Below are 21,086 nucleotides of genomic sequence, written 5' to 3' on the forward strand. Positions count from 1 at the left end.
CGGACGGAACGGTCAGGCCCATCGATACCCCCTGGGGGTGACGAATCGCCCGGCCACGGTCCGGCTGCGGCTCGATCCGACCAGCACCACCGTGAGCATGTCGACCGCCTCGGGGTCGAGCCCGCCGAGCGTGGTGACGGTGACGGTCTCGTCCGGGCGGGAGGCGTTGCGGACCAGGCCGACCGGCGTGTCCGGGGGCCGGTGCGCGGCCAGGATCTCCAGGGCCGCGGGCAGCTGCCAGTCGCGCGCGCGGCTGCGCGGGTTGTAGAAGCAGACGGCGAAGTCGCCCTCCGCCGCGGCCCGCACCCGCCGCTCGATGATCTCCCACGGGGTGTGCAGGTCGGACAGCGAGATGTAGGCGTGGTCGTGGCCGAGCGGGGCGCCGAGCAGGCCGGACGCGGCGACCGCGGCGGTGATCCCCGGGACGCCCTCGACCTCGACGCGGTCCGAGGCGAACTCCAGCGCTGGGCTCGCCATCGCGTACACGCCCGCGTCCCCGGACCCGATCAGCGCGACCGCCCGCCCGGCCTCCGCCTCCTCGACGGCGGTACGGGCCCGTTCCTCCTCCTGGCCCAGGCCGCTCTCGACGATCCTGGTGCCGGGGCGGAGGAGGTCGCGGACCTGGTCGACATACTGGTCCAGGCCCACGACCACCGACGACCGCCGCAGCGCCTCGTGCGCGCGGGGGGTGAGCAGGTCGCGGGCGCCCGGCCCGAGCCCGACGATGCTCAGCCGCCCCTTGGGGGCCAGCCGGGCGACGGCGGCCGTGGCGTTGGCCGACTTGTGCTTGGGGGCGACGAGTTCGGCGCTCCGCCCGAACGAGCGGGCGGCGTGCAGGGCCGCGGCCTCGGCGACGCTGGGCGTGCCGACCTCGGCCCGCACGACCTCGGACGGGTTGGGGACCTCGACCTCCGCCAGCACCTCCGCCGGGAACGTGACGACCTCCCAGCCGCGCTCCTCGGCGGCCTTGAGGATCCCCTCCTCGTCCGCCTTGAGGTCCACGGTCGCCAGGCACCGGACGGACTCCGGCGCGAGCCCGGCGCCCGCCAGCGTCAGGTCGATCAGCTCGCCGGCCTCCGCCGCCGTGACGCCGCGCGCCGACCCGACCCCCACCACCAGCGACGGCGGCCGGTACACCAGCCGGTTGCCGAACCAGCCCTCGTGGCACATGCACGCGATCTCGGCGCCGTCGGTGACCAGGATCCCGGTCCCGGGCTCGTCCTGCTCCTCCCGCTCATCCTGCGCGGAGGGGGGGACGCGGACGTTCGGCGGGAGGGCGGGCAGCGGCCAGCCGTCCGCGCCCTCCAGCGCGACCGGCTCCCCCGACAGCACCGCGGCCCCGACATGGGCGAGCAGGTCCGGGTTGTGGACGGTGAAGCCCAGGTCCGCGCCGTAGGAGTCGAGCGGGGCGACACCGGTGCGGTCGCTGGCGGTCGTGACGACCGGCTCGCAGCCCAGCACCCCGGTGAGCCGCCTGGCCAGCAGGTTCGCGCCGTGGTGGCCGCCCAGCACCGCCACCGCGAACCGCATGCTCTCATCCACGCAGACCACGGCCGGGTCGGTGGTCTTGTGCTCCAGCAGCGGGGCCAGGACCCGGACGGTCGCGCCGACGGCGAGGAAGCTGACGATGGAGTCGCAGGTCCGCCAGGCCTCGCGGAGCGCCTCGGACGCCTTCAGATCGGTGAACGAGCGCACCTCGCCCGGCCAGGCGGCCGCCAGCGCCCCGGCCGCTGAACGGCCCCCGGCCGTCGCCGCGACGACTCCGATCACCGCACGCTCCCGCTCGCAGACTCGCCGTCCATACCGTCCACTTCGTCCACATCCATTTCGGGGAGTTCGGCGACCGTCACGGCCGCGGACGCCGGGGGCCGCTGCGGCACCGCCCGCCCGCGCCGCCCCTCCGGGCCGGTCGCGGTGCCGGCGCGCTCGCCCCACACGACGTAGACCGGCGCGGCCGGCGCCGCGCCGAACGGGGCGGCGGAGAGGCTTACGGCCTGGGTGGCGAGCGACTCGCCCTTGAGCGCGTCGATGGCGCCTTGCACGCGGTCGGCGTCGGCGACCACGACGACCACGCTGCGCAGGGCCCGGGCGGCGCAGGCCCGCGCCACGTCCGGCCCGCCGCCGCCGACGAACACCGCGTCGGGCTCGGGCAGGTGCTCCAGGACGGCCGGCGCCGTGCCGCGCGAGACGGCCACCTTGACGCGGTGGGCGCGCACGTTGGCGCGGATCCCCTCGCAGGCCGCCTCGTCCCGTTCGACGGCGACGACCGCCGCGCCGAACCGGGCGCACTCGATCGCGATCTCGCCGCGGCCCGCGCCGACGTCCCAGACCATGTCGCCGACCCGGGGGCCCAGCTTGGCCAGCGCGAACGCCCTGATTTCCGCGCCCGTCCCGGCGGCGCCGCGGGACGGCGCGCCGTACGCGAAGTCGGCCGGGGGCAGCGCCCACCGCGCCGGTCCGGGCCGCGCCCCGGCGATCCAGCCGCGCTCGCCGTAGGCGGCCGCCGCCGCGATCCGGCGCTGGTCCAGGACGAGCACCACGTTCGGGTCGCGCCAGGGACGGGTGGTGGCCTCGGCGGGACGGACGCGCACCACGCGCTCGCGCGGGCCGCCGAGGTCCTCGCACACCACGAACGTGCGCGGCGTCTGCGGGAACAGGGCGCGCGCCAGCTCGGCCGGGCCCGCGCCCGGCGCGGTGAGCACCGCGACCTTGGGATGGGCCCGGCACGCGTTCACGGCGCGGCGCAGTTCGCGGCCGTGCGCCGAGACGACAAGGGCGTCGTCCCACGACAGCCCGGCCCGCGCGAACGCCCGCTGCACCGACGACAGCGCCGGAAGCACCCGGGGCCGCCGCCCGCGCTCGCGCAGCGCCCGGACGATCCCGAAGAACCCGGGGTCGCCGCTGGCCACGACCACCACGTGGTGGTCGCCGTCCTCGCGGTCGAGTTCCTCGTCGATCGCGTCGAGGGCGGCCCGGAGCTCGCCCATCACGATCGTGCGGGCGCCGGGCGGGACCGGCACCGCCGCCAGGTGCCGGCGGCCGCCGGCCACGAGCGAGGCGCGCTCCAGCAGCTCGCGGGCCTCGGCGGAGAGGGGCGAGCCGTCGTGCCCCAGGACGGTCAGGGACGACGACGAGGCCGGGGAGGTCATCGGCTCAGCCGTCCGTACATGCCGACCATGCGCTCGCCGCCGAAGTCCATCAGCACGACCTGCACCGCGATCGGGCTCGCCTCGGAGCCCTCCCGCACGGCCGCGGCGGCGCGTTCCAGGTCGTCGGCGACGCGGCGGCACAGCTCCCGCCCGCACGGCCCGAGCAGCCTGGCCTCCTCCCACAGCTCGTAGGCGCGCCGCGCGGATCCAGCCGCGGCCACCGCGTCCGCCAGTTCCGCGGACCCGCCCATGTCGGCGGTGATGCCGGCGAGACCGTCCACCGGTTCGAGGGCGGCGAGGGCGTCCGCGGTGGCGAGCAGGATCAGCTGGCGGAGGCCGTGCTCGACCGCCTGCCGCAGCGCCTCGTCCACGTCGCCGCGCGCGGCCGTCCCGGCGCCCACCTCGACGAAGCAGACCTCGGGGAGTTTGGGCAGCATCCTGGCGGCCGTGCGGCCGGCCGGTCCGGCGCCGTGCAGCACGAGGGTCCGCTCGCCCTGTGCCGCGATCGCCGCTACCGCCCCGCCACCACCGCTGCCGCCGCCGGTGCCGCCGTCCGATCGTGCCGTGCCTGTTGGGTTCATGGCCGACGAGCCTCCCGAAGCCGCCGCCGCGCCGACGGCTCGGCACGCCGGTGACCGTGGAAGTGGCCCGGGTGGTACAGGTGCGACCGGGTGCCGCCCGCCGCCAGCGCCGGCCCGACCAGCACCAGCGTGTGCTTCCACAGCCGGTGCTCCTTGACCGTGGCCTCCAGCTCGCCCAGGGTGCATCGGACGACCAGCTCGTCCGGCCAGGTCGCCTGGTAGGCGACCACGCACGGGGTGTCCTCGGGGTAGCCGCCCTCCAGCAGCTCCTCCTGGAGCTGCCCGGACCGGGCGGCCGACAGGAACAGCGCCATCGTGGTGCCGTGCCGCGCGAACGCGCGGACCTCCTCCCCCGGCGGCATCGGGGTCTTGCCGCCGCCGAGCCGGGTCAGCACGACCGACTGGGCGACCTCGGGGATGGTCAGCTCGCGCTCCACCACGGCCGCGACCGCGCTGAAACTGGACACGCCCGGGACGACCTCGGTCTCCAGGCCCATCTCCTTGCAGCGGTCGAGCTGCTCCTGGAGCGCCCCCCCACAGCGCGGGGTCGCCGGAGTGGATGCGGGCGACGGTGAGCCCCTCCGCCACGGCCCGCTCGTAGTACGGCAGCACGCCCTCCATCGGCAGCTGCGCGGAGTCGACGATCTCGGCGCCGTCCCGGGCGTGCTCCAGCACGTCCGGATGGACCAGGCTGGCCGCCCAGATCACCACGTCCGCGGACGCGATGGCGCGGGCGGCGCGGAAGGTGAGCAGGTCGGCGGCGCCGGGCCCGGCGCCCACGAACAGCACCCGGCCGCGGGGACCTGAGGGGGGTGTCATCGCAGCCTTCCTCCCCGGGCGCCGTCGCGGCGGCCCGGCACGATCAGCGTGGACAGGTAGGGGACGGGCCCGGCCAGGTCGCGGGCGGGCCGGATCTCCTCGCCGGGCAGGCCGAGGCGGGCGCCGTAGCGGGCGTCCTCCAGCCGTCCGGTCTCCTTGAGCGCCTCGACCACCTCGGCGGCGACCGAGCCGAACTTGTACGCCACGACGGTGTCGCCCGTCTCCAGCGCGGCCCGGAACGCCCGCAGCGCCCCCGGGCCTCCGGCCAGCGGCACCAGCCCGATCGACTCCGTGCCCTCGGCGAGCACGGTGCCGGACCGGGCCGCCAGGTCCTGCATGGCGGTGATCCCGGGCACGGTCGCGACCTCGGTGCCGGGCCGCAGGGCCTGGACGGTCTGCGCGAGGTAGGTGAAGGTCGAGTAGACGTTGGGGTCGCCGATGGTGGCGAACGCGACGGTGGCGGCGCCCTCGTCGAACGCCCGGACGACGCGTTCGGCGGCGGCGTCCCAGGCGGCGGCGCGGCGCTCGGTGACACCGCCGCGGTCGTTGAGGGCGAACACGACGCGTTCGGCCTTGCCCGTGTAGGCGCGGACGACCGACTCGGCGCGGCCCTCCTCGTCCAGTGCGATGACCGGCACCAGGACGACGTCGGACTCCCGCAGCGCGCGCACGCCCTTGGCCGTCACCAGTTCGGGATCGCCGGGCCCGACGCCGACGCCGATCAGCTTCCCGGGACCGCGCGCGCCCTCGCGCCGGGCGTCCAGGTCGGCGGCGACGAGACTGAACACGTACTGGTCGACGGGACGGCCTTCGGGGTCTCGCCCGGTGGCGCGCAGCACGCCCTCATGCCGGAAGCCCGCCTTCTCTGCGACGCGGACGGAGGCGTGGTTGCCGACGTCCACGCGCAACTCGACCCGGTTGAGCCCGCCCCCGCCGCTTTCGCCGGGACGCAGAGCCCACTCACTGAGGGTGCGGAGCGCGTCGGTGGCCAGCCCGCGGCCGCGTGCCGCCGGGCGGATCCCGTACCCGGCCTCGGCCGCGCGCGCCGTCCAGTCGACCCGGTACAACCCGATCGTGCCGTGCAGCTCGCCGGTCGCGCGATCGGCCACCGCCGCCTGCAGGCCCTCACCCGAACGGGCGGCGCCGTGCACGCCCTCGGCCAGCCACCAGTCCAGCGCGTCGCCGCTCGCCGGGACGTTGGGCGGCAGGAAGTCCTCGCCCGCGCCCATCGCCTCCGCCAGGGCGGCCGCGTCGCCCGGCGCGAACGGGCGCAGCCGTGCACGCCCGCCCTCCAGGCCGCCGCCCTCCGCGCCGAAGGCCGCATCGAAGGTCGTCAAGCGTCCTCTCCTTCTTCGGCCTGGCTCGCCCGCACCATCCGCTCGGCGAACAACGGTTCCCCCGCCCAGTGCAGATGCAGATACGAGGCGATGCAATCCCCCTGGACGAAACCCTCGGGGGAGGTGGTCGACCACTGCCAGGCCGCCGTTCCACCGTGGCGGGGCTCGGTGACGGTGCGGTGGAACTCGTGGCCCCGCACACGCTCCCCGGTACGGGCGACCACCGAGTCCGACACGGCGACGGCCGACCGGTACCCGAGGGTCAGCCGCGGCGCCATGGTCGCGGTGACCTCCTCCAGGACACCGCACATCGGCTCGCCGTCCAGCTCCCGGCCCAGGTAGAGCAGCCCGGCGCATTCGGCGTACACCGGGCCGCCCCCGGACGCGAACGCGACCAGGGCGCGCCGCAGCGGCTCGTTGGCCGACAGCTCGGGCGCGTACATCTCGGGGAAGCCGCCGCCGATCACCACGCCGCGCGTGGCGTCCGGCAGCCGCTCGTCGCGCAGCGGGTCGAACCGGACCACCTCGGCGCCCGCCGCCTCCAGCAGCTCCTCGTTCTCCGCGTACCCGAACGTGAACGCCGGGCCGCCCGCGACCGCGATCCGGGGCCGCCCGCCGCCCGGCGGGGGCGCGGCCACCTGCGCGCCCGGCTCCCACCGCGCCGACGCGGGCAGCGGCGGGGCGCTCCGGGCCAGGGCCGTCAGGGCGTCGAGATCGCAGGACGAGGCGACCAGGTCACCGAGCCGCTCGACGGTCGCGACCGCCTCCACGCTGCGTTCGGCCGCCGGGATCAGCCCGAGGTGGCGGGACGGCGTCGCCACGTCGTCCCGCCGCCGCAGCGCGCCCAGCACCGGCACGCCCAGTTCCTCGACGGCCTCGCGGCACATCCGCTCGTGCCCGTCCGAGCCGATCCGGTTGAGGATGACGCCGCCCAGCCGCACCCGCTCGTCGTAGGTCCGGAAGCCGTGCACGGTCGCCGCCACCGAACGGCCCGCCGCTGCGGCGTCCACCACCAGCACCACCGGCGCGTCCAGCAGCCCGGCCACATGGGCGGTCGAGGCGAACCCGCCCTGCTCGGCGGCGCCGTCGAACAGGCCCATGACGCCCTCGACGACCGCCACCTCCGCCCCGGCGGCGCCGTGCAGGAACAGCGGGACGACCAGGTCCTCCGACGTCAGCCACGGGTCGAGGTTGCGGCCAGGGCGGCCGGTGGCGAGCGCGTGGTAGCCCGGGTCGATGTAGTCGGGGCCGACCTTGTGCGGCGACACGGCGGTGCCGCGGGCCGCCAGCGCCGCCATCAGCCCGGTCGCGACGGTCGTCTTGCCGCTGCCCGACGCGGGCGCCGCCACCACCAGGCGAGGGACCGGACTCACCACTCGATGCCCTTCTGGCCCTTCTGGCCGCGGTCCATCGGGTGCTTCACCTTGCCCATCTCGGTGACCAGGTCGGCGAGCTCCAGCAGCCGCGGATCGGCGTCCCGGCCGGTGATCACCACATGCTGCGCGCCCGGCCGGTCCTTCAGCGCGGTGAGGACGTCGTCGACGTCGATCCAGCCCCACTTCATCGGGTAGGTGAACTCGTCGAGCACGTAGAACCGGTACGTCTCGGCGGCCAGGTCGCGCTTGATCTGCGCCCAGCCCTCCCGGGCGTCGGCCTCGTGGTCGGCCTCGGTCCCCGGACGCTGGATCCACGACCAACCCTCGCCCATCTTGTTCCAGGTCACCGGGCCGCCCTCGCCGCTGTCGCCGAGGACGCGCAGCGCCCGCTCCTCGCCGATCCGCCACTTGGCCGACTTCACGAACTGGAACACCCCGATCGGCCAGCCCTGGTTCCAGGCGCGCAGCGCCAGCCCGAAGGCCGCGGTCGACTTGCCCTTCCCCGGGCCGGTGTGCACGATCACCAGCGGCCGGTTGCGGCGCTCCCTGGTGGTGAGCCCGTCCTCGGGCACGTACTCCGGCTTTCCCTGCGGCATCGCGTGCTCACGCCACCTTCCCGGACGCGTTCCTGACGTCCCTGACCACCCCGGCCAGGCCGCCGGCGGCGAGGTCCTCCAGCCGCACGGTCTCCGCGCCGAGCCGGGTCCCCAGCTCGGCCGCCATGCCGAGCCGCACCGGCCCGGACTCGCAGTCGACCACGACCGACGCCACCCCGGCCGCGGCCAGCAGCCCCGCCGCCGCGGACGGGTCGGGCCCGTGCGTGAAGCGGCCGTCGGTCACCACCACCAGCAGCGGCCGGCGGGACGGGTCGCGCACCCGCTCCACCCGCAGCGTCTCGGCGGCCCGCAGCAGCCCGGCGGCCAGCGGGGTGCGGCCCCCGGTCGGCAGCCGGCCCAGCCGCCGCGCGCCGGCCTCGACCGACGAGGTCGGCGGCAGCGCCAGCTCGGCCGCGGTGCCCCGGAAGGTGATCAGCCCGACCTTGTCGCGGCGCTGGTAGGCGTCCATCAGCAGGCTGAGCACCGCGCCCTTGACCGCGGTCATCCGCCGCCGCGCCGCCATCGAGCCGCTGGCGTCGACGACGAACAGCACCAGGTTGCCCTCGCGCCCGTCGCGGACCGCCTCCCGCAGGTCGCCGGCCTCGACCACGATCCCGGGACCGGTCCGGCCGCGCGCGTGCTGGTGCGGGGCGGCGGCGTGCAGCGTGGCGCTCAGGTGCAGGCCGCGGGCGCCGGGCCGGGCGCCGGAGACGCGCCCGAACGGGCTGCGCGCCTTGGAGCGGCGGCCGGGCGCGCCGGTGCCGGTACCCGGCACGGTGAACAGCCGGGGCCTGAATGTGGCGCCGGCCTGGGCGGGCTCGCCCTCGCCCGCGTCCCGCTCCTTGGTGGGCAGGCGCTCGTCGGCGGGCCGCTCGCCGTCGTTCACCGAACGGCCGTTGAGCAGGGCGTCCAGGACGCTCAGCACGCCCCCGCCCCCGCCCCCGCCGCCATCGAGGCCGCCCGGTCCGCCGCCGGGGCCGCCGCCCGGCCCGTCGTCGTCGGGCTCGTCGCCGTCGGCGGGCCCGGACCCGTCGTCGCCGGGCCCTTCCTCGGCCTCGGCCGACGCCGGTTCCGGCCGGGGCTCGGGCTCGGGCTCGGGTGGGGCGTCTCCGGGACGGTCCGGGGAGTCGTCGCCGTGCTCCTCCAGGATCTCGTCCAGCTTCTTCTCGTCCAGGCCCGGCGCGTCGAACGGGTCGCGGCGGCGCCGGTGCGGCAGCGCCAGCCGGGCCGCGGTCCGCACGTCCTCGGCGGTGACCACGGTGCGCCGGTGCCAGGCGGCCAGCGCCATCGCGGCCCGGGCCGTCACCAGGTCGGCGCGCAGCCCGTCCACCTCGAAGGCGGCGCAGACGGCGGTGATCTGGCGGAGCGCGGCGTCGGTGAGCTCCACCCGGGGCAGCCGGGACTGCGCGGAGGCGATCCGGGCGGCCAGCTCGGCCTCGGCCACGCCCCAGCGGGCGGCGAAGCGGACCGGGTCGCGCTCGTAGTCCAGCCGCCGCCGCACGACCTCGGCGCGCTCGGCGGGGTCGCGGGTCGCGGCGACCTCCACGGTGAGCCCGAACCGGTCGAGCAGCTGCGGGCGCAGCTCGCCCTCCTCCGGGTTCATGGTGCCGACCAGCAGGAACCGGGCGGCGTGCCGGACCGAGACGCCCTCGCGCTCGACGTGCGACTCGCCCATCGCGGCGGCGTCCAGGAGCAGGTCGACCAGGTGGTCGTGCAGCAGGTTGACCTCGTCGACGTACAGCGCGCCGCGGTGCGCGGCGGCCAGCAGTCCGGGCTCGTACGCCTTCACGCCCTCGGTGAGGGCGCGCTCGATGTCCAGGGAGCCGGTGAGGCGGTCCTCGGAGGCGCCGACGGGCAGCTCGACCAGCCGTGCGGGCCGCTGCTCGGCTCCGGCCGGCCCGACCGGCGCCGGAGCCGCGGGAGCGGCCGCACGGGCGCCGGTGTCGTCGGCCGGCTCATCGGCGGGCTCGGGGGCCGCGTCGAAGGCGCCGTCCTCGTCCGGCTCGCCGTCGAACACGGCGTGCGGGCCGTCCGGGCAGGCCGGGTCGGGGTCGCGGGGGTCGCAGGAGAACCGGCAGCCCGCCACCACCGGCACCGACGGCAGCAGGTCGGCCAGCGCCCGCACGATCGTCGACTTGGCGGTGCCCTTCTCACCGCGGACCAGCACGCCGCCCACGCCCGGAGAGACCGCGTTGACCAGCAGTGCGAGCTTGAGGTCGTCCATGCCGACGACGGCGGAAAAGGGGTAGCGCGCCTGGTGGGGCTGCCCGTCGGCGCCCGCGCGGCTCATCGGCCCATCAGATAGGGCGGCATGCCTCATCGTCCTTCCCTCGGGTGTCCACGCCCGTGGCTGTCCTTCCAAGGGACGCCCCCAGAGGCTCGGCGGTGCCCGCGAGTGGTGTCACTCGGTTCACCGCGGTCGCCCGCGTCCCTCCGACGGCCGGAGTCTCCTGGCTCCCGGATCGCCACTCCCCCTCAGCCTTCCAGCGTCGCCGCCGTGGCCGAACGCGAGGGGGAGCTCCCCATGGTCACAGTTGCGGGACAGCCCCGGATTCGCACCGGGTTCCTCCGCTTCCGTCGCCTGCACAGGATGGCATACCGGTAGGAACCGCCCAAGTCGCGGTGGGGTGAGAGCGTCCGGGCACCCGTGTCCGGAGGCGTGCCGGGAACGTGTTCTACCGCCGGCTCCGCGCGCCGGCGGCCGAGGTGGAGAAGGCGCGAACCGCCCGCCCCCGGCCGTTCAGCCGAGCGGCGGCGGCGCGGGCGCGGGGGCCGGGACGACGGCCCGGTAGGGCGCGCGGAGCAGGTCGGCCGGAAGCTGGACGGCGGCGGGCACGGTGAACCAGACCGCCTTGCCGCGCGCCCTCGGCAGGCACCGCGACATGGTCCGCAGCATGCCCCAGCGGCCCTCCGACAGCTCCTGGACGATGCTCAGCCCGCGGCCGTAGTCGCCGGAGGTCCAGGAGTAGCCGGGGAGGCGGGCGGCGGCGTCGCGGTCGAACACCGCGCAGCGCAGCTCGCCGCCGGACGCGCCGCCGGCGTAGAGCCACAGCTCGTGCGGGCCCCGGTCGGCGGCGTGCTGGTGGGCGTTGGTGGCCAGCTCGCTGGCCATCAGCTTGGCGTCGGCGATGGCCGCGCGGGACGCTCCGGCCTCGGCCAGCGCCTCGGCCAGGACCGAGCGGGCGTACCGGGCGCAGCCCGGCCCCTCGGGGAGCGCCCAGGCCCGCCCTAGCGGCGGCGGGCACTCCGACGGGACGACCGGTACCACCACCTCGTCGACGCGGGCCTCCGCGGCGCTCAGCCGGGCGCGCCACCCGGCGTGGCCCGCGTGGCCGGGGCGGCCCCCTCGGCCGTCGGGGCCCTCCCGGCGGTCGCGCCGGTCGCGGGCGTCGTCCCGGGCGCCCTTCCGGCCCGCCGTACCGGCGGAACGGAGCATCGGCGCCCCGCCTCCGGAGTCGTCGGCGGCGGCGACGCCGTCCGCGGAGCCCGCCGTCGCTGGTCCGGCTGTCTCTGGTGAGGTCTTCACGGGACCCTCCCGCATCACGTCCGTGGTGCCCGGACTCGCCAACACTGCCACTCGCCTGGCCTGTGCCACTACTGTCCCGTTACGTTCCGCTCACAGGCGATCACGTTTCCTCAGCTTCGCGTGAGAATCTCACTCACGCAACACGCTTCGCAAGATTGGCGTTACCGGCATGCTCGTTTGTGTTGAACGGAACGGACCGAATCGGGAGACTCTCGGCTCATGACGTATCGGCCCACCGTGCGCGGTCGCCGGCTGGCCCGGGAGCTTCGCAGGCTGCGAGAGGCGCAGGGTCTCACCCTGCAGGAGGTGGCGGACCGGCTGGACTGGTCGCGGGCCACCGTCTCGCGGCTGGAGACGGGGCAGACCCGGCCCAAGCCCAACGACATCGCGGACATACTCGATCTGTACGGCGTGCCCAGCCCCGCCCGGGACGCGCTCATCAACCTGGCGCGGGAGGCGGGCCAGCGCGGCTGGTGGACCGCCTATGCCGACGTGTTCACCGGCAGCTACGTGGCCCTGGAGGACGAGGCCTCGCAGATCCGCACCTGGGACCCCCAGCTGATCCACGGGCTGCTGCAGACCGAGGACTACGCCCGGTCCGTGATCACCGCGGGCCGGATGCTGCCCACCCCCGAGGACATCGAGCGCCGGATCGACGCCCGCAGGGCCCGGCAGGCGCTGCTGGAACGGGAGCAGGCGCCCCGGGTGCACCTGATCTTCGACGAGGGCGTGCTGCACCGGCCGATCGGCGGGCCGGAGGTGATGGCGGAACAGCTCGTCCAGCTGGGCGCGATGGCCTCCCGGCCCAGGATCACCCTCCAGGTGCTGCCGTTCGACGCAAAAGAACATGCCGGACTTGACGGACGTTTCACGATACTTTCGTTTCCCGACCCCGCAGACCCCGATATCGCCTACGTCGAGGGGACCATGGGCGACGTTTATCTCGAAAGCGCCGAGGCAATAGCAACACATGGGGACCGCTTCGCCCGTATCACGAAGGCGGCCCTCTCCCCCGAGGAATCCGCGCACCTCATAGCCGAGGCAGCAAGGAGATGCACGTGAACCACCCCTCCCCCGATATCACCCGAGCCCACTGGCGCAAGTCGTCGCACAGCGGCAGCGGCAACCAGTGCGTGGAGGTGGCCGCCCTCACCGGCGACCACCGCGCGGTGCGCGATTCGATGGATCCGCACGGCCCGGCCCTGATGTTCACGCGGTCCGAGTGGCACCGCTTCCTGGAGGCCGTCCGGCGCGCCTAGGCGAGCACTCGGAAGGTCTTCTTCCCGAGGGGTCGCGGCGATCTCGCCGCGGCCCCTCGGCCCGCCCGGCACCCTTCGCCGGGCCCTGCCCCTGCACAGGAAGTAGAACGTGTTCTAGAGTCTGTGTGTCAGGTGGCCGAGCCACTGCGCGAGCGCGTTACCTGCCCGGTGAGGCGACGCCGGAGGCGAGCCTCACCGGGCAGATCGCGAAGCGATGCCGCGCTCGCCCAACCTCGGTCAGGGTGCGAGCCGCCAGGCGAGCACCCTGGGCCGGGGTTGTGAAACACAGCGTCGAATGAGCGGAGGCGACCGATGACCGCGGATCTCAAGCTCGGCATCCACGTCGGGTACTGGCAGCGCGACCCCGAGGACCACACCGAGACCGTGCTGGCCGCCGAGCGGCTCGGCTACGACTCGGTCTTCACGGCCGAGGCGTACGGCTCGGACGCCTTCACCCCCCCTCACCTGGTACGCCGCCCGGACCTCGAGGATCAGCCTGGGCACCGCCGTGGTGCAGCTGTCGGCCCGCACCCCGGCGGCCACGGCCATGCACGCGCTCACCCTCGACGCGCTGTCGGGCGGGCGGGTGATCCTGGGGCTGGGCGCGTCCGGCCCGCAGGTCGTCGAGGGCTGGTACGGCGTGCCCTTCCCCAAGCCGCTCGCCCGCACCCGCGAGTACATCGACATCCTCCGCCAGGTCTGGCGCCGCGAGGAGCCCGTCACCAGCGCGGGCCCGCACTACCCGCTGCCGTTCCCGGGCGGCGCCGGGCTGGGCAAGCCGCTGAAGTCCATCGTGCATCCAGCGCGCCCGGAGATCCCGGTCTACCTGGGCGCGGAGGGGCCGAAGAACGTCGCGCTGGCAGCCGAGATCGCGCAGGGCTGGCTGCCGATGTTCATCGACCCGGCGCAGGTGGACACGGTCTTCGGCGACTCGCTGGCGGGCCGCCCGGACGGCTTCGAGATCGCCGCCACCGTCACCGCGATCGTGACCGACGACCTGGACGCCGCGCTGGAGTTCGCCAAGGTGCCGCTGGCGTTCTACATCGGCGGGATGGGCGCCAAGGACCGCAACTTCCATCTCGACCTGATCGGCCGGCTCGGGTACGGCGAGCAGGCCGCCCGCGTCCAGGAGCTGTTCCTGGCGGGGCGGCGGGACGAGGCGATCCGGGCCGTGCCGGACGAGCTGGCCGACTCGATCTCCCTGCTCGGCCCGCTCGGCCGGATCAAGGAGCGGTTGCAGCTGTGGCGCGACAGCCCGGTCACCACGCTGCTGCTGGGCGGGCCCAAGGACGAGCCGACACTGCGCGCCCTGCGCGACCTGGTCCGCGGCTGACCCGTCCCTCCGGGGGACGTTCGGGCCGCGTCCAGGCGGGAATGCCCCGTGCGCCGCCGGTGCTGAGGCGGATGTCCGCCGAGATCGACGAAACGGGGAGAGGACGACGATGTCCGCGCAGGAGGACGCCGCCCGGCTGCTGGTCCGCACGCTCGAGGCCGAGGGCGTGGAGTACGTGTTCGGCCTGCCGGGCGAGGAGAACATCCACTTCGTCGACGCGCTCCGCGACTCCTCGATCCGCTATGTCCTGGTCCGGCACGAGCAGGGCGCGGCGTTCATGGCCGAGATCTACGGCCGGCTGACCGGGAAGGCCGGGGTGGCGTCGGCGACGCTCGGCCCCGGCGCGATCAACCTGCAGCTCGGCGTGGCCGACGCCACCACCAACAGCACGCCGGTCGTCGCGATCTCGGCGCAGGTCGGGCTGGACCGCATCTACAAGGAGTCCCACCAGGTCGTCGACCTGGTCTCGCTGTTCCGGCCGATCACCAAGTGGGCGGAGCTGGCGCCCACCGCCGAGGCGCTGCCGGAGATGGTCCGCAAGGCGTTCAAGACCGCGCAGACCGAACGGCCGGGCGCGGTCTACCTGGCCATTCCCGAGGACGTCGAGGCGGCCAAGGTGCCCTCCGGGCTCGGCCCCCTGCCGGTCAACGTGGTGCGCCCGCAGGAGCCCTCGCCCGCGCAGGTGGCGCGTGCCGCCGACGTCATCGCGCTCGCGAGCCGGCCGATCGTGCTGGCCGGGCACGGCGCGGCCCGCGCCGAGGCGTCGCAGGCGCTGACGGGGTTCGCCTAGGAGTTCGATCCGGCCAAGATCAACCCCGATGGCGACAAGAAGATCATCCACATCCACCGGTTCCCCGCCGAGGTCGACGACCACTACTCGGTGGAGGTCGGCATCCAGGGCGACATCTCCCGGACGCTGCACGCGCTGGCCGATTCGGTGCACCGCCGCTTCGACGTCAACGGCACCGGCCGCGAGATCCGGCGGATGCTGCGCGAGGAGTTCGAGCGGGGCGCCGCCGACGACGGCTTCCCGCTGTCGCCGCTGCGGGTGGTCTCCGACATCCGGCGGGCGATGGGCCGCCATGACATCGTGCTGGCCGACACCGGCGCGGTGAAGATGTGGATGGCCCGCACGTACCCGACCTACGAGCCGAACACGCTGCTGGTCTCCAACGGGCTGTCGTCGATGGGCTTCGCGGTGCCGGGCGCGCTCGCCGCCAAGCTCGCCCGCCCGGACCGGCGGGTGCTGGCGGCCACCGGCGACGGCGCCTTCCTGATGAACTCCCAGGAGCTGGAGACGGCGGTCCGGGAGGACATCCCGATCACCGTGCTGATCTGGGAGGACGGCGCGTACGGCCTGATCGAGTGGAAGATGGACCTGGAGCTGGGCCGCAGCACCTCGATCAGGTTCTCCAATCCCGACTTCGTGAAGTACGCGGAGAGCTTCGGCGCGAGGGGGTACCGTGTCGGCGCCGCCGGCGAGCTGCTGCCCACGCTGCGCGAGGCGCTCGCCGGCGACGGCGTCTCGGTCGTCACCGTCCCGGTCGACTACTCCCACAACCTGAAGCTCACCGACGCCCTCGGCGACCTGACCGGCCCGTTCTGACCCGCGCGCCGCCCCGGGGGCCTTCCGAGGCTCAGGCGGGGACGACGGCCTCGTCCAGGAACGGCATGACCGCGCCCAGGAATCGCGCGGGCGCCTCGGCGAACGGCGCGTGCCCGGTCGGCAGCCTCCGCCACGCCGCGCCTGGGATCGCCCTGCGCACGCCCGGCGCGTCCAGGCCGACCATCGGATCGCGGCTGCCCCACACCAGCAGCGTCGGCGCGGTGATCGCCGAGGCCCGGGACCGCAGATCGTGCTCGGGCGCGGCGAAGCTGCGCCACAGCGCGGCGGCCACCGCGTTGGCCTCCGGGTCGCCGCGCCGCGCGGCGTCCCGGGCGATGATCTCCCGCACCGCCTGGGTGCGGCCGCGCAGGTAGAAGCGCGGCAGCCGGCCCGCCAGCAGCCGCATCGCCGCCGGCCGTCCCATCAGCCGGATGAAGCCGCGGGTGGCGGGGTTGAGCGCGCTGAACCCGCCGCTGTTGACCAGCACCAGCGCCGTCACCCGCTCCGGCTGGGCGATCGCGAACCGCGCCGCCGCGTACCCGCCCACGCTGTTGCCGATCACCGCGACCCGGTCCAGCCCGAGCGCGTCCACGATCTCCGGCAGGATCTCCGCGTACGCCATCGCGGACGGCGCCGCCGTCGCCCCGGCCGACCCGCCGTAGCCGGGCCAGTCCACGCCGTAGGTGGTGTAGCGCTGCGCCAGCGCCGGAATCACCGCGTCGTAGTCGCGGTGGTCGCCGGGGTTGGCGTGCAGCAGCACCAGCGGCGGCCCCTCCCCCGTCACGCTCACCGCCACCGTCCCGAGCGCCGTCCGGACCCGTCTGATCATGTGGTTCCCCTCCCGGACATCGCACGTGGGGCGCCGCGCGGGTCCCTGGTGCGCATGCGGCCGAAGCTAGGCGGCCGCCGACCACCCGGTCAATTGACCCGACCTTCCGGTCATGCCGGAAAAGCGGTTGGGGTCGGTGGCGCTCAGGCGCGGCACAGGATCTCGCCGTGCACGACCGCGTACCAGCCGTCGTCGGCCGCGGCCCATTCCTTCCAGCCCGCGTAGACGCGCCGCAGGTCCTCGCGGGTCGCGTGGCCGCCCGCCACGGCCCGGTCCGCCACGCTCGAACGGAGCATGCGCCCGCCCCACGACTCGCTCCACCACTCGCGCTCCTCCGGCGTGGAGTAGCACCAGGCCGACGCGCTCGCGGTGACGTCGGTGAAGCCGGCGGCCCGCGCCCAGGACACCAGCCGGCGGCCCGCGTCAGGCTCGCCGCCTACCTCCCGCGCCACGGTGTAGTAGAGCGGCAGCCAGTCGTCCATGCCGGGCGGGCTGGGGTGCCAGACCATCCCGCCGAAGTCGGCGTCGCGCGCGGCGACCACGCCGCCGGGACGGCACACGCGGCGCATCTCGCGCAGCGCCCGCACCGGATCGGGCACGTGCTGGAGCACCTGGTGGGCGTGGACGACGTCGAAGGCGTCGTCGGGGAAGTCGAGCGCGTGCACGTCCGCGACCGCGAACGCGACATTGGCCAGGCCCCTGTCCGCGATGGTCCGCCGCGCCTGGTCCAGCACGTCGGCGGCGGCGTCGACGGCGGTGACGGTGCCGGGGGCGACGCGTTCGGCCAGGCCCGCGGTGATGGTCCCGGGCCCGCACCCCACGTCCAGGACCGCGAGCCCGGGACGCAGGCGGCCGACCAGGTAGGCCGCCGAGTTCTCGACCGTGCGCCACTGGTGGGAGCTCAGGACCGTCTCGTGGTGACCGTGGACGTAGCTCATGCTCCCGACCCTAGACCGGCCGCCCACTATCTGAGAAATGCGTCTTGGTATATGAGACACCCGAACATGGGAAACGGGAAGGGGCGGAGACGATCGGCTCGTCTCCGCCCCTCCCCGTTCTCGCTCTCTCGGCGGCCGGCGCGGGCTAGGCGGCCGTGGCCAGGACGCCGCGGCGCGCGGCGGGACGGGCGGCGGGGAGCTCCTCGACCAGGGCGAGCAGCGCGGCCTCCTCGGCCGGTGCCGCCACGGCCTGGACCGGCGCGGTGTCGGCGTAGGCGTTCATGGTCTGATGGGACAGCTCGGTGAGCCACGGCTCGATGACGGTCCGCTCGGCGGGCCCGTAAAGCCGCGGGTGAGAGAGGTGGAAGGTGCCGGTCGCTGCGCTCACTGCACTACCCCTTTCTGCGACCCGGCGATCGCGCCCTCCCCCTGAGGGCCCGTTCCGCCGGAACGGGATGTACCCGGAGGTACGCATCGAACAAGCTCACCGGTTCGATGCTTATTCCGAGGTGTACCCCGAATCACGCTGCTAACTTACGCCCCGCCACTGACATTTTTTCGAACGCGCGTTCCCCCCGCACCCGCCGGGCCGCGGCATCGGCCGAATGGCCGATCCGGGCTTCGGCCCGGAGCCGTACCCTGCGGTGCCATGGACGAGTGGGGACCCCGGCTGGAGCGCGTCGGGTCGGTCGGCGGCTGCCTGCTGCGCGCCGCCATAGGTGCCTGCGCGGCGCTGTACCTGGCCCTGTGCGTGCTCGGCACGGGCGGGAAGGTGTTCGGCTTGGCGACGATCGGGGTGGCGGCGTTCGCGGGGACGGGCGCGCTGCTGACCCGTGGGGCCGAGCGGTGGGCGGCGGCCGCGGCGGTGCTGTCGCTCGCCATCACCGGCCTGCTGGGGGCCACGGACGGGCTGGCGGGCAATCCGAGCATCCTCATCGAGGTCGCGGCGCTGCTGGTACTGCTCGCCCGGGTGGTGTGGCGGGCGCCGCGGCCTCGGCTGCTCGCGCTGGCCGCGCTGGTCGGCGGTGCGGTGGTGGTGCTGCCGCTGCGGGCGACCCCGCTGGCCTGGCTGGTGTTCTCGGCGCCGCTGGCGGTGCTGGTCGGGATCGCGCTGGGCGCCGGGCTCTACCTGCGGGCGGTGGACGCGCGGCGGGCCCGCGCGCTGTCGGACGCGCGCCGCGACGAGCGCCTGGAACTGGCCCGCGACCTGCACGACTTCGTCGCCCACCACGTGACCGGGATCGTGGTGCAGGCGCAGGCCGCCCGGTACACCGCCGGTACGGCGGCCGCGCAGGACCCCGAGCGGCTGGACAAGATGCTCGGCGACATCGAGGCCGCCGGCACCGAGGCGCTGACCTCGATGCGCCGCATGGTCGGCCTGCTGCGCGAGGCCCAGCAGTCCCAGGGTGCCGGACCTGCCGGGGAGGCCCCGGACGGCGCGGGCGGCACCCGTCCCCTCGCCGGGATGGAGCAGGTGCGGGAGCTGGTCGCGCGGTTCTCCGATCCCCCGGCCACGCTGACCGTGGACCCCGGCCTGGGCGCGCTGGCGCCGGAGGTGGCCACCTCGCTGCACCGCGTGGTGCAGGAGGCGCTGACCAACGCGCGCAAGCACGCCTCCGACGCCACCTCCGTCCGGGTGAGCGTGGCCCGGCCGCGCCACGAGCCCGGCGCCGTGGAGGTGGCGGTGCGCGACGACGGCCGGGGCCGGGGGCGCCGCCTGCCGTCCGGCGGGTTCGGGCTGGCGGGCCTGTCGGAACGGGTCGTGGCGATCGGCGGCGAGCTGCGCGCCGGGCCGCGTCCCGAGGGCGGCTGGGAGGTCGTCGCGGTCGTCCCCGCCCTGGGCGCCGACGCCCCCGGAGAGGTCCGGAGGCCCCGGGAGAGCTGAGAGAATCGGCGCCGTGACCCTCCGCGTGCTGATCGCCGACGACCAGGAGATGGTCCGCACCGGATTCCGGATGATCATCGACGCGCAGCCCGGCATGGAGGTGGTCGGGGAGGCCGCCGACGGGGCGCGGGCGGTGGAGCTGGCCCGGCGGCTGCGCCCGGACGTGTGCCTGTTCGACATCCGGATGCCGCGGATGGACGGTCTGGAGGCCACCCGGCTGCTGGCCGGCCCGGAGGTGCCCGACCCGCTCCGGGTCGTGATCGTCACCACGTTCGACACCGACGAGTACGTCTACGGCGCGCTGCGCGGCGGCGCCGCCGGGTTCCTCCTCAAGGACGGCGGCCCGGCGCTGCTGGTCGAGGCCGTGCGGGCCGCGGCCGGCGGGGGCTCGCTGGTCTCGCCGTCGGTCACCGTCCGGCTGCTGGAGCGGCTGGCCGTCCCCGCCCCGTCCGGGACGCGCCCGCCCCGCGAGGCGCTGACCGGGCGGGAGCTGGACGTCGTACGGCTGGTCGCGCGGGGCCGTACCAACGAGGAGATCGCCGGGGAGCTGTTCGTCTCGCTCTCCACCGTGAAGACCCACCTGGGGAGCGTCCAGCGCAAGCTCGACGCCCGCAACCGGGTCGAGGTCGCCGCCTGGGCCTGGGAGACGGGCCTCATGAAGGGCTAGGAAAGGGATAGGAACTGCTACCGGAGTCATTCCACGGCATTCCCGTGGCGCTCCTGGGCTTGTGGCTGCTCGCCGCCATCGGCTGGGGCGCGATCGCGGCGGGCCTGCGCCGCGGCCTGTCCGGCTTCACCCGCCGAACCGCGCTGACCGCGCACGCCATGACGGCCCCCGGCATGGTGCTGTTCTGCGCGGTGCTGGGGTTCGGCACCCTGTACGGCACGATCGCGCTCACCGCCGAATGGTGGGCGCTGATCCTGGCCACCGGGCTGCGCCCCGAACGGCTCGTGGCGTCGGGCTCGCTGCCCCGGCTGGCCGCCTGGTCGGTCCTCACCGTCCTGGCCGTGGCGGTCGTCACACCCGTGGTCCTCCGGGCCTGACCGTGCCAGCCTTCCCTCGGCGGAGGGCGAACCGCCGTTGGGCGGCACGGGTCAAACGTACGTAGGATCCTCGACAACGGGCGGCAAAGTCCCCGTCCCCGGCGGCCGGAGGTGGATCATGCCGTGTGCGTTGTGCGGCGACATCATCCCTACCGAGGTCGCCCGCTGCCCGGCCTGCGGGGCCTGGGCCCGCCGCCGGGACTTCCGCGCGGTCGGCGTCGCCGTCTTCATGCTGCTCGGGTTCAACGCCTTCGTCGCGCTCGGCTCGGGCATCAGCCTGGTCCGGTTGCTCCAGCCGCTGCACCAGGCCACCCACGACACCTATGACCCGGTCGTCACCGAGCGCGTGCTGGCGCCCTACACCGACGTCTTCCTGATCTGCGCGATCATGGCCGGGATCACCGGGCTGCTGTACCTGGGCTGGCTGTGGCGGGCGTACGGGCAGTCCCCGGGCCCGCACCGGCACCGGCGCGCCTGGGTGCTGTTCGGCTGGATCACCCCGCTGGCCAACCTGTGGGTGCCGCCGCGGCTGGTGTACGACGTGTGGGTCAACAGCGGGCGCTTCCGCACGACCCAGCGGCACGCGGTCGGGGCGGTGGTCGCGGGCTGGTGGGGGTTCGTGCTGCTGGGCGTGGGCCTGGCCCGGCTGTTCGCCGTCACCGGGGTGCACACGCTGGCGGAGGCGCGGTTCTCGGTGCACGTGGGGGTGGCGGCGGCGGCCTGCGAGGCGCTGGCCGCCGCGCTGTGCATGGCGTCGGTGTTCGAGATCACCCGCCTCCAGATCGCCCGCGACGCGTAGGCCCCCAGA

20 protein-coding genes, 2 pseudogenes and 1 riboswitch are annotated in these 21,086 nt (G+C 75.2%); of the genes and pseudogenes, 9 read left to right on the forward strand and 13 right to left on the reverse strand.

Annotation, left to right across the window (positions count from 1 at the left end; genetic code table 11):
• Window positions 1-12: 12 nt before the first annotated feature.
• The 10 genes and pseudogenes from cobJ to ACZ466_RS08390 all read right to left on the reverse strand — a co-directional run bounded on the left by cobJ (window position 13) and on the right by ACZ466_RS08390 (window position 11,384).
• Entirely contained in the window at window positions 13-1,770 is a 1,758-nt protein-coding gene (gene cobJ / locus ACZ466_RS08345) for a precorrin-3B C(17)-methyltransferase (protein ID WP_378282588.1), read from the reverse strand.
• Window positions 1,767-3,149: a precorrin-6y C5,15-methyltransferase (decarboxylating) subunit CbiE gene (gene cbiE / locus ACZ466_RS08350; protein WP_378282587.1), complete on the reverse strand. Its 1,383-nt coding sequence runs from the start codon at window positions 3,147-3,149 to the stop codon at window positions 1,767-1,769. Before cbiE ends, cobJ begins: the two co-directional genes overlap by 4 nt.
• Window positions 3,146-3,730 carry a hypothetical protein gene (locus ACZ466_RS08355; RefSeq protein WP_378282586.1) on the reverse strand — a complete coding sequence of 195 codons (585 nt, stop codon included), beginning with the start codon at window positions 3,728-3,730 and terminating at the stop codon, window positions 3,146-3,148. The genes cbiE and ACZ466_RS08355 overlap by 4 nt, the downstream gene beginning before the upstream one ends.
• Window positions 3,727-4,227, reverse strand: coding sequence for a cobalt-precorrin-4/precorrin-4 C(11)-methyltransferase (locus tag ACZ466_RS08360; protein WP_464043128.1), 501 nt, complete (start codon window positions 4,225-4,227; stop codon window positions 3,727-3,729). Before ACZ466_RS08360 ends, ACZ466_RS08355 begins: the two co-directional genes overlap by 4 nt.
• 88 nt (window positions 4,228-4,315) lie before the next feature.
• Window positions 4,316-4,549, reverse strand: a pseudogene (locus ACZ466_RS08365) (SAM-dependent methyltransferase); the annotation flags it as partial.
• Window positions 4,546-5,886, reverse strand: a complete 1,341-nt coding sequence (cobI, locus tag ACZ466_RS08370) for a precorrin-2 C(20)-methyltransferase (protein WP_378282584.1) — start codon at window positions 5,884-5,886, stop codon at window positions 4,546-4,548. The gene cobI and the pseudogene ACZ466_RS08365, both read right to left, overlap by 4 nt.
• The gene (locus ACZ466_RS08375; protein WP_378282583.1) at window positions 5,883-7,259 is read right to left on the reverse strand and encodes a cobyrinate a,c-diamide synthase; all 1,377 of its coding nucleotides are present in this window, start codon (window positions 7,257-7,259) and stop codon (window positions 5,883-5,885) included. Before ACZ466_RS08375 ends, cobI begins: the two co-directional genes overlap by 4 nt.
• On the reverse strand, window positions 7,256-7,858 hold the full coding sequence (cobO, locus tag ACZ466_RS08380) for a cob(I)yrinic acid a,c-diamide adenosyltransferase (RefSeq protein WP_378282582.1): 603 nt from the start codon (window positions 7,856-7,858) through the stop codon (window positions 7,256-7,258). Before cobO ends, ACZ466_RS08375 begins: the two co-directional genes overlap by 4 nt.
• 7 nt (window positions 7,859-7,865) lie before the next feature.
• Complete coding sequence (locus ACZ466_RS08385) at window positions 7,866-10,148, reverse strand: magnesium chelatase subunit D family protein (protein ID WP_378282581.1); 2,283 nt, start codon at window positions 10,146-10,148, stop codon at window positions 7,866-7,868.
• A 153-nt stretch (window positions 10,149-10,301) separates the two neighbouring features.
• Window positions 10,302-10,427, reverse strand: a riboswitch (cobalamin riboswitch).
• Window positions 10,428-10,598: 171 nt separating this feature from the next.
• Window positions 10,599-11,384 carry an ATP-binding protein gene (locus ACZ466_RS08390; RefSeq protein ID WP_378282580.1) on the reverse strand — a complete coding sequence of 262 codons (786 nt, stop codon included), beginning with the start codon at window positions 11,382-11,384 and terminating at the stop codon, window positions 10,599-10,601.
• Window positions 11,385-11,603: 219 nt separating this feature from the next.
• Between ACZ466_RS08390 and ACZ466_RS08395 the strand changes: the two genes are divergently transcribed.
• From ACZ466_RS08395 to ACZ466_RS08415, 5 genes and pseudogenes are all read left to right on the forward strand, one after another.
• On the forward strand, window positions 11,604-12,446 hold the full coding sequence (locus ACZ466_RS08395; RefSeq protein ID WP_378282579.1) for a helix-turn-helix domain-containing protein: 843 nt from the start codon (window positions 11,604-11,606) through the stop codon (window positions 12,444-12,446).
• Window positions 12,437-12,643, forward strand: a complete 207-nt coding sequence (locus ACZ466_RS08400) for a DUF397 domain-containing protein (protein ID WP_378282578.1) — start codon at window positions 12,437-12,439, stop codon at window positions 12,641-12,643. The genes ACZ466_RS08395 and ACZ466_RS08400 overlap by 10 nt, the downstream gene beginning before the upstream one ends.
• A gap of 312 nt (window positions 12,644-12,955) precedes the next feature.
• A pseudogene (locus tag ACZ466_RS08405) lies at window positions 12,956-13,976 on the forward strand (LLM class F420-dependent oxidoreductase).
• A gap of 109 nt (window positions 13,977-14,085) precedes the next feature.
• Window positions 14,086-14,766 carry a thiamine pyrophosphate-binding protein gene (locus tag ACZ466_RS08410; protein WP_378282576.1) on the forward strand — a complete coding sequence of 227 codons (681 nt, stop codon included), beginning with the start codon at window positions 14,086-14,088 and terminating at the stop codon, window positions 14,764-14,766.
• A gap of 90 nt (window positions 14,767-14,856) precedes the next feature.
• Window positions 14,857-15,582 carry a thiamine pyrophosphate-dependent enzyme gene (locus ACZ466_RS08415; RefSeq protein ID WP_378282575.1) on the forward strand — a complete coding sequence of 242 codons (726 nt, stop codon included), beginning with the start codon at window positions 14,857-14,859 and terminating at the stop codon, window positions 15,580-15,582.
• Window positions 15,583-15,613: 31 nt separating this feature from the next.
• Here ACZ466_RS08415 and ACZ466_RS08420 read toward each other — a convergent pair whose 3' ends face one another.
• The 3 genes from ACZ466_RS08420 to ACZ466_RS08430 all read right to left on the reverse strand — a co-directional run bounded on the left by ACZ466_RS08420 (window position 15,614) and on the right by ACZ466_RS08430 (window position 17,737).
• On the reverse strand, window positions 15,614-16,411 hold the full coding sequence (locus tag ACZ466_RS08420) for an alpha/beta fold hydrolase (protein ID WP_378282574.1): 798 nt from the start codon (window positions 16,409-16,411) through the stop codon (window positions 15,614-15,616).
• 143 nt (window positions 16,412-16,554) lie between these two features.
• On the reverse strand, window positions 16,555-17,349 hold the full coding sequence (locus ACZ466_RS08425) for a class I SAM-dependent methyltransferase (protein ID WP_378282573.1): 795 nt from the start codon (window positions 17,347-17,349) through the stop codon (window positions 16,555-16,557).
• Between the two features lie 145 nt (window positions 17,350-17,494).
• Window positions 17,495-17,737 (reverse strand): hypothetical protein, encoded by a 243-nt coding sequence (locus tag ACZ466_RS08430; protein WP_378282572.1) that lies wholly within the window; start codon window positions 17,735-17,737, stop codon window positions 17,495-17,497.
• Window positions 17,738-17,998: 261 nt separating this feature from the next.
• Here ACZ466_RS08430 and ACZ466_RS08435 point away from each other — a divergent pair, with 261 nt between their 5' ends.
• From ACZ466_RS08435 to ACZ466_RS08450, 4 genes are all read left to right on the forward strand, one after another.
• Entirely contained in the window at window positions 17,999-19,234 is a 1,236-nt protein-coding gene (locus ACZ466_RS08435; RefSeq protein ID WP_378282571.1) for a sensor histidine kinase, read from the forward strand.
• Window positions 19,235-19,247: 13 nt separating this feature from the next.
• Window positions 19,248-19,901 (forward strand): response regulator, encoded by a 654-nt coding sequence (locus ACZ466_RS08440; protein WP_378282570.1) that lies wholly within the window; start codon window positions 19,248-19,250, stop codon window positions 19,899-19,901.
• A gap of 44 nt (window positions 19,902-19,945) precedes the next feature.
• Window positions 19,946-20,278, forward strand: coding sequence for a hypothetical protein (locus ACZ466_RS08445; RefSeq protein ID WP_378282569.1), 333 nt, complete (start codon window positions 19,946-19,948; stop codon window positions 20,276-20,278).
• A 118-nt stretch (window positions 20,279-20,396) separates the two neighbouring features.
• The gene (locus ACZ466_RS08450; RefSeq protein WP_378282568.1) at window positions 20,397-21,077 is read left to right on the forward strand and encodes a DUF4328 domain-containing protein; all 681 of its coding nucleotides are present in this window, start codon (window positions 20,397-20,399) and stop codon (window positions 21,075-21,077) included.
• The last annotated feature ends 9 nt before the right edge of the window (window positions 21,078-21,086 follow it).

It is taken from the genome of Actinomadura rugatobispora (assembly GCF_055379765.1).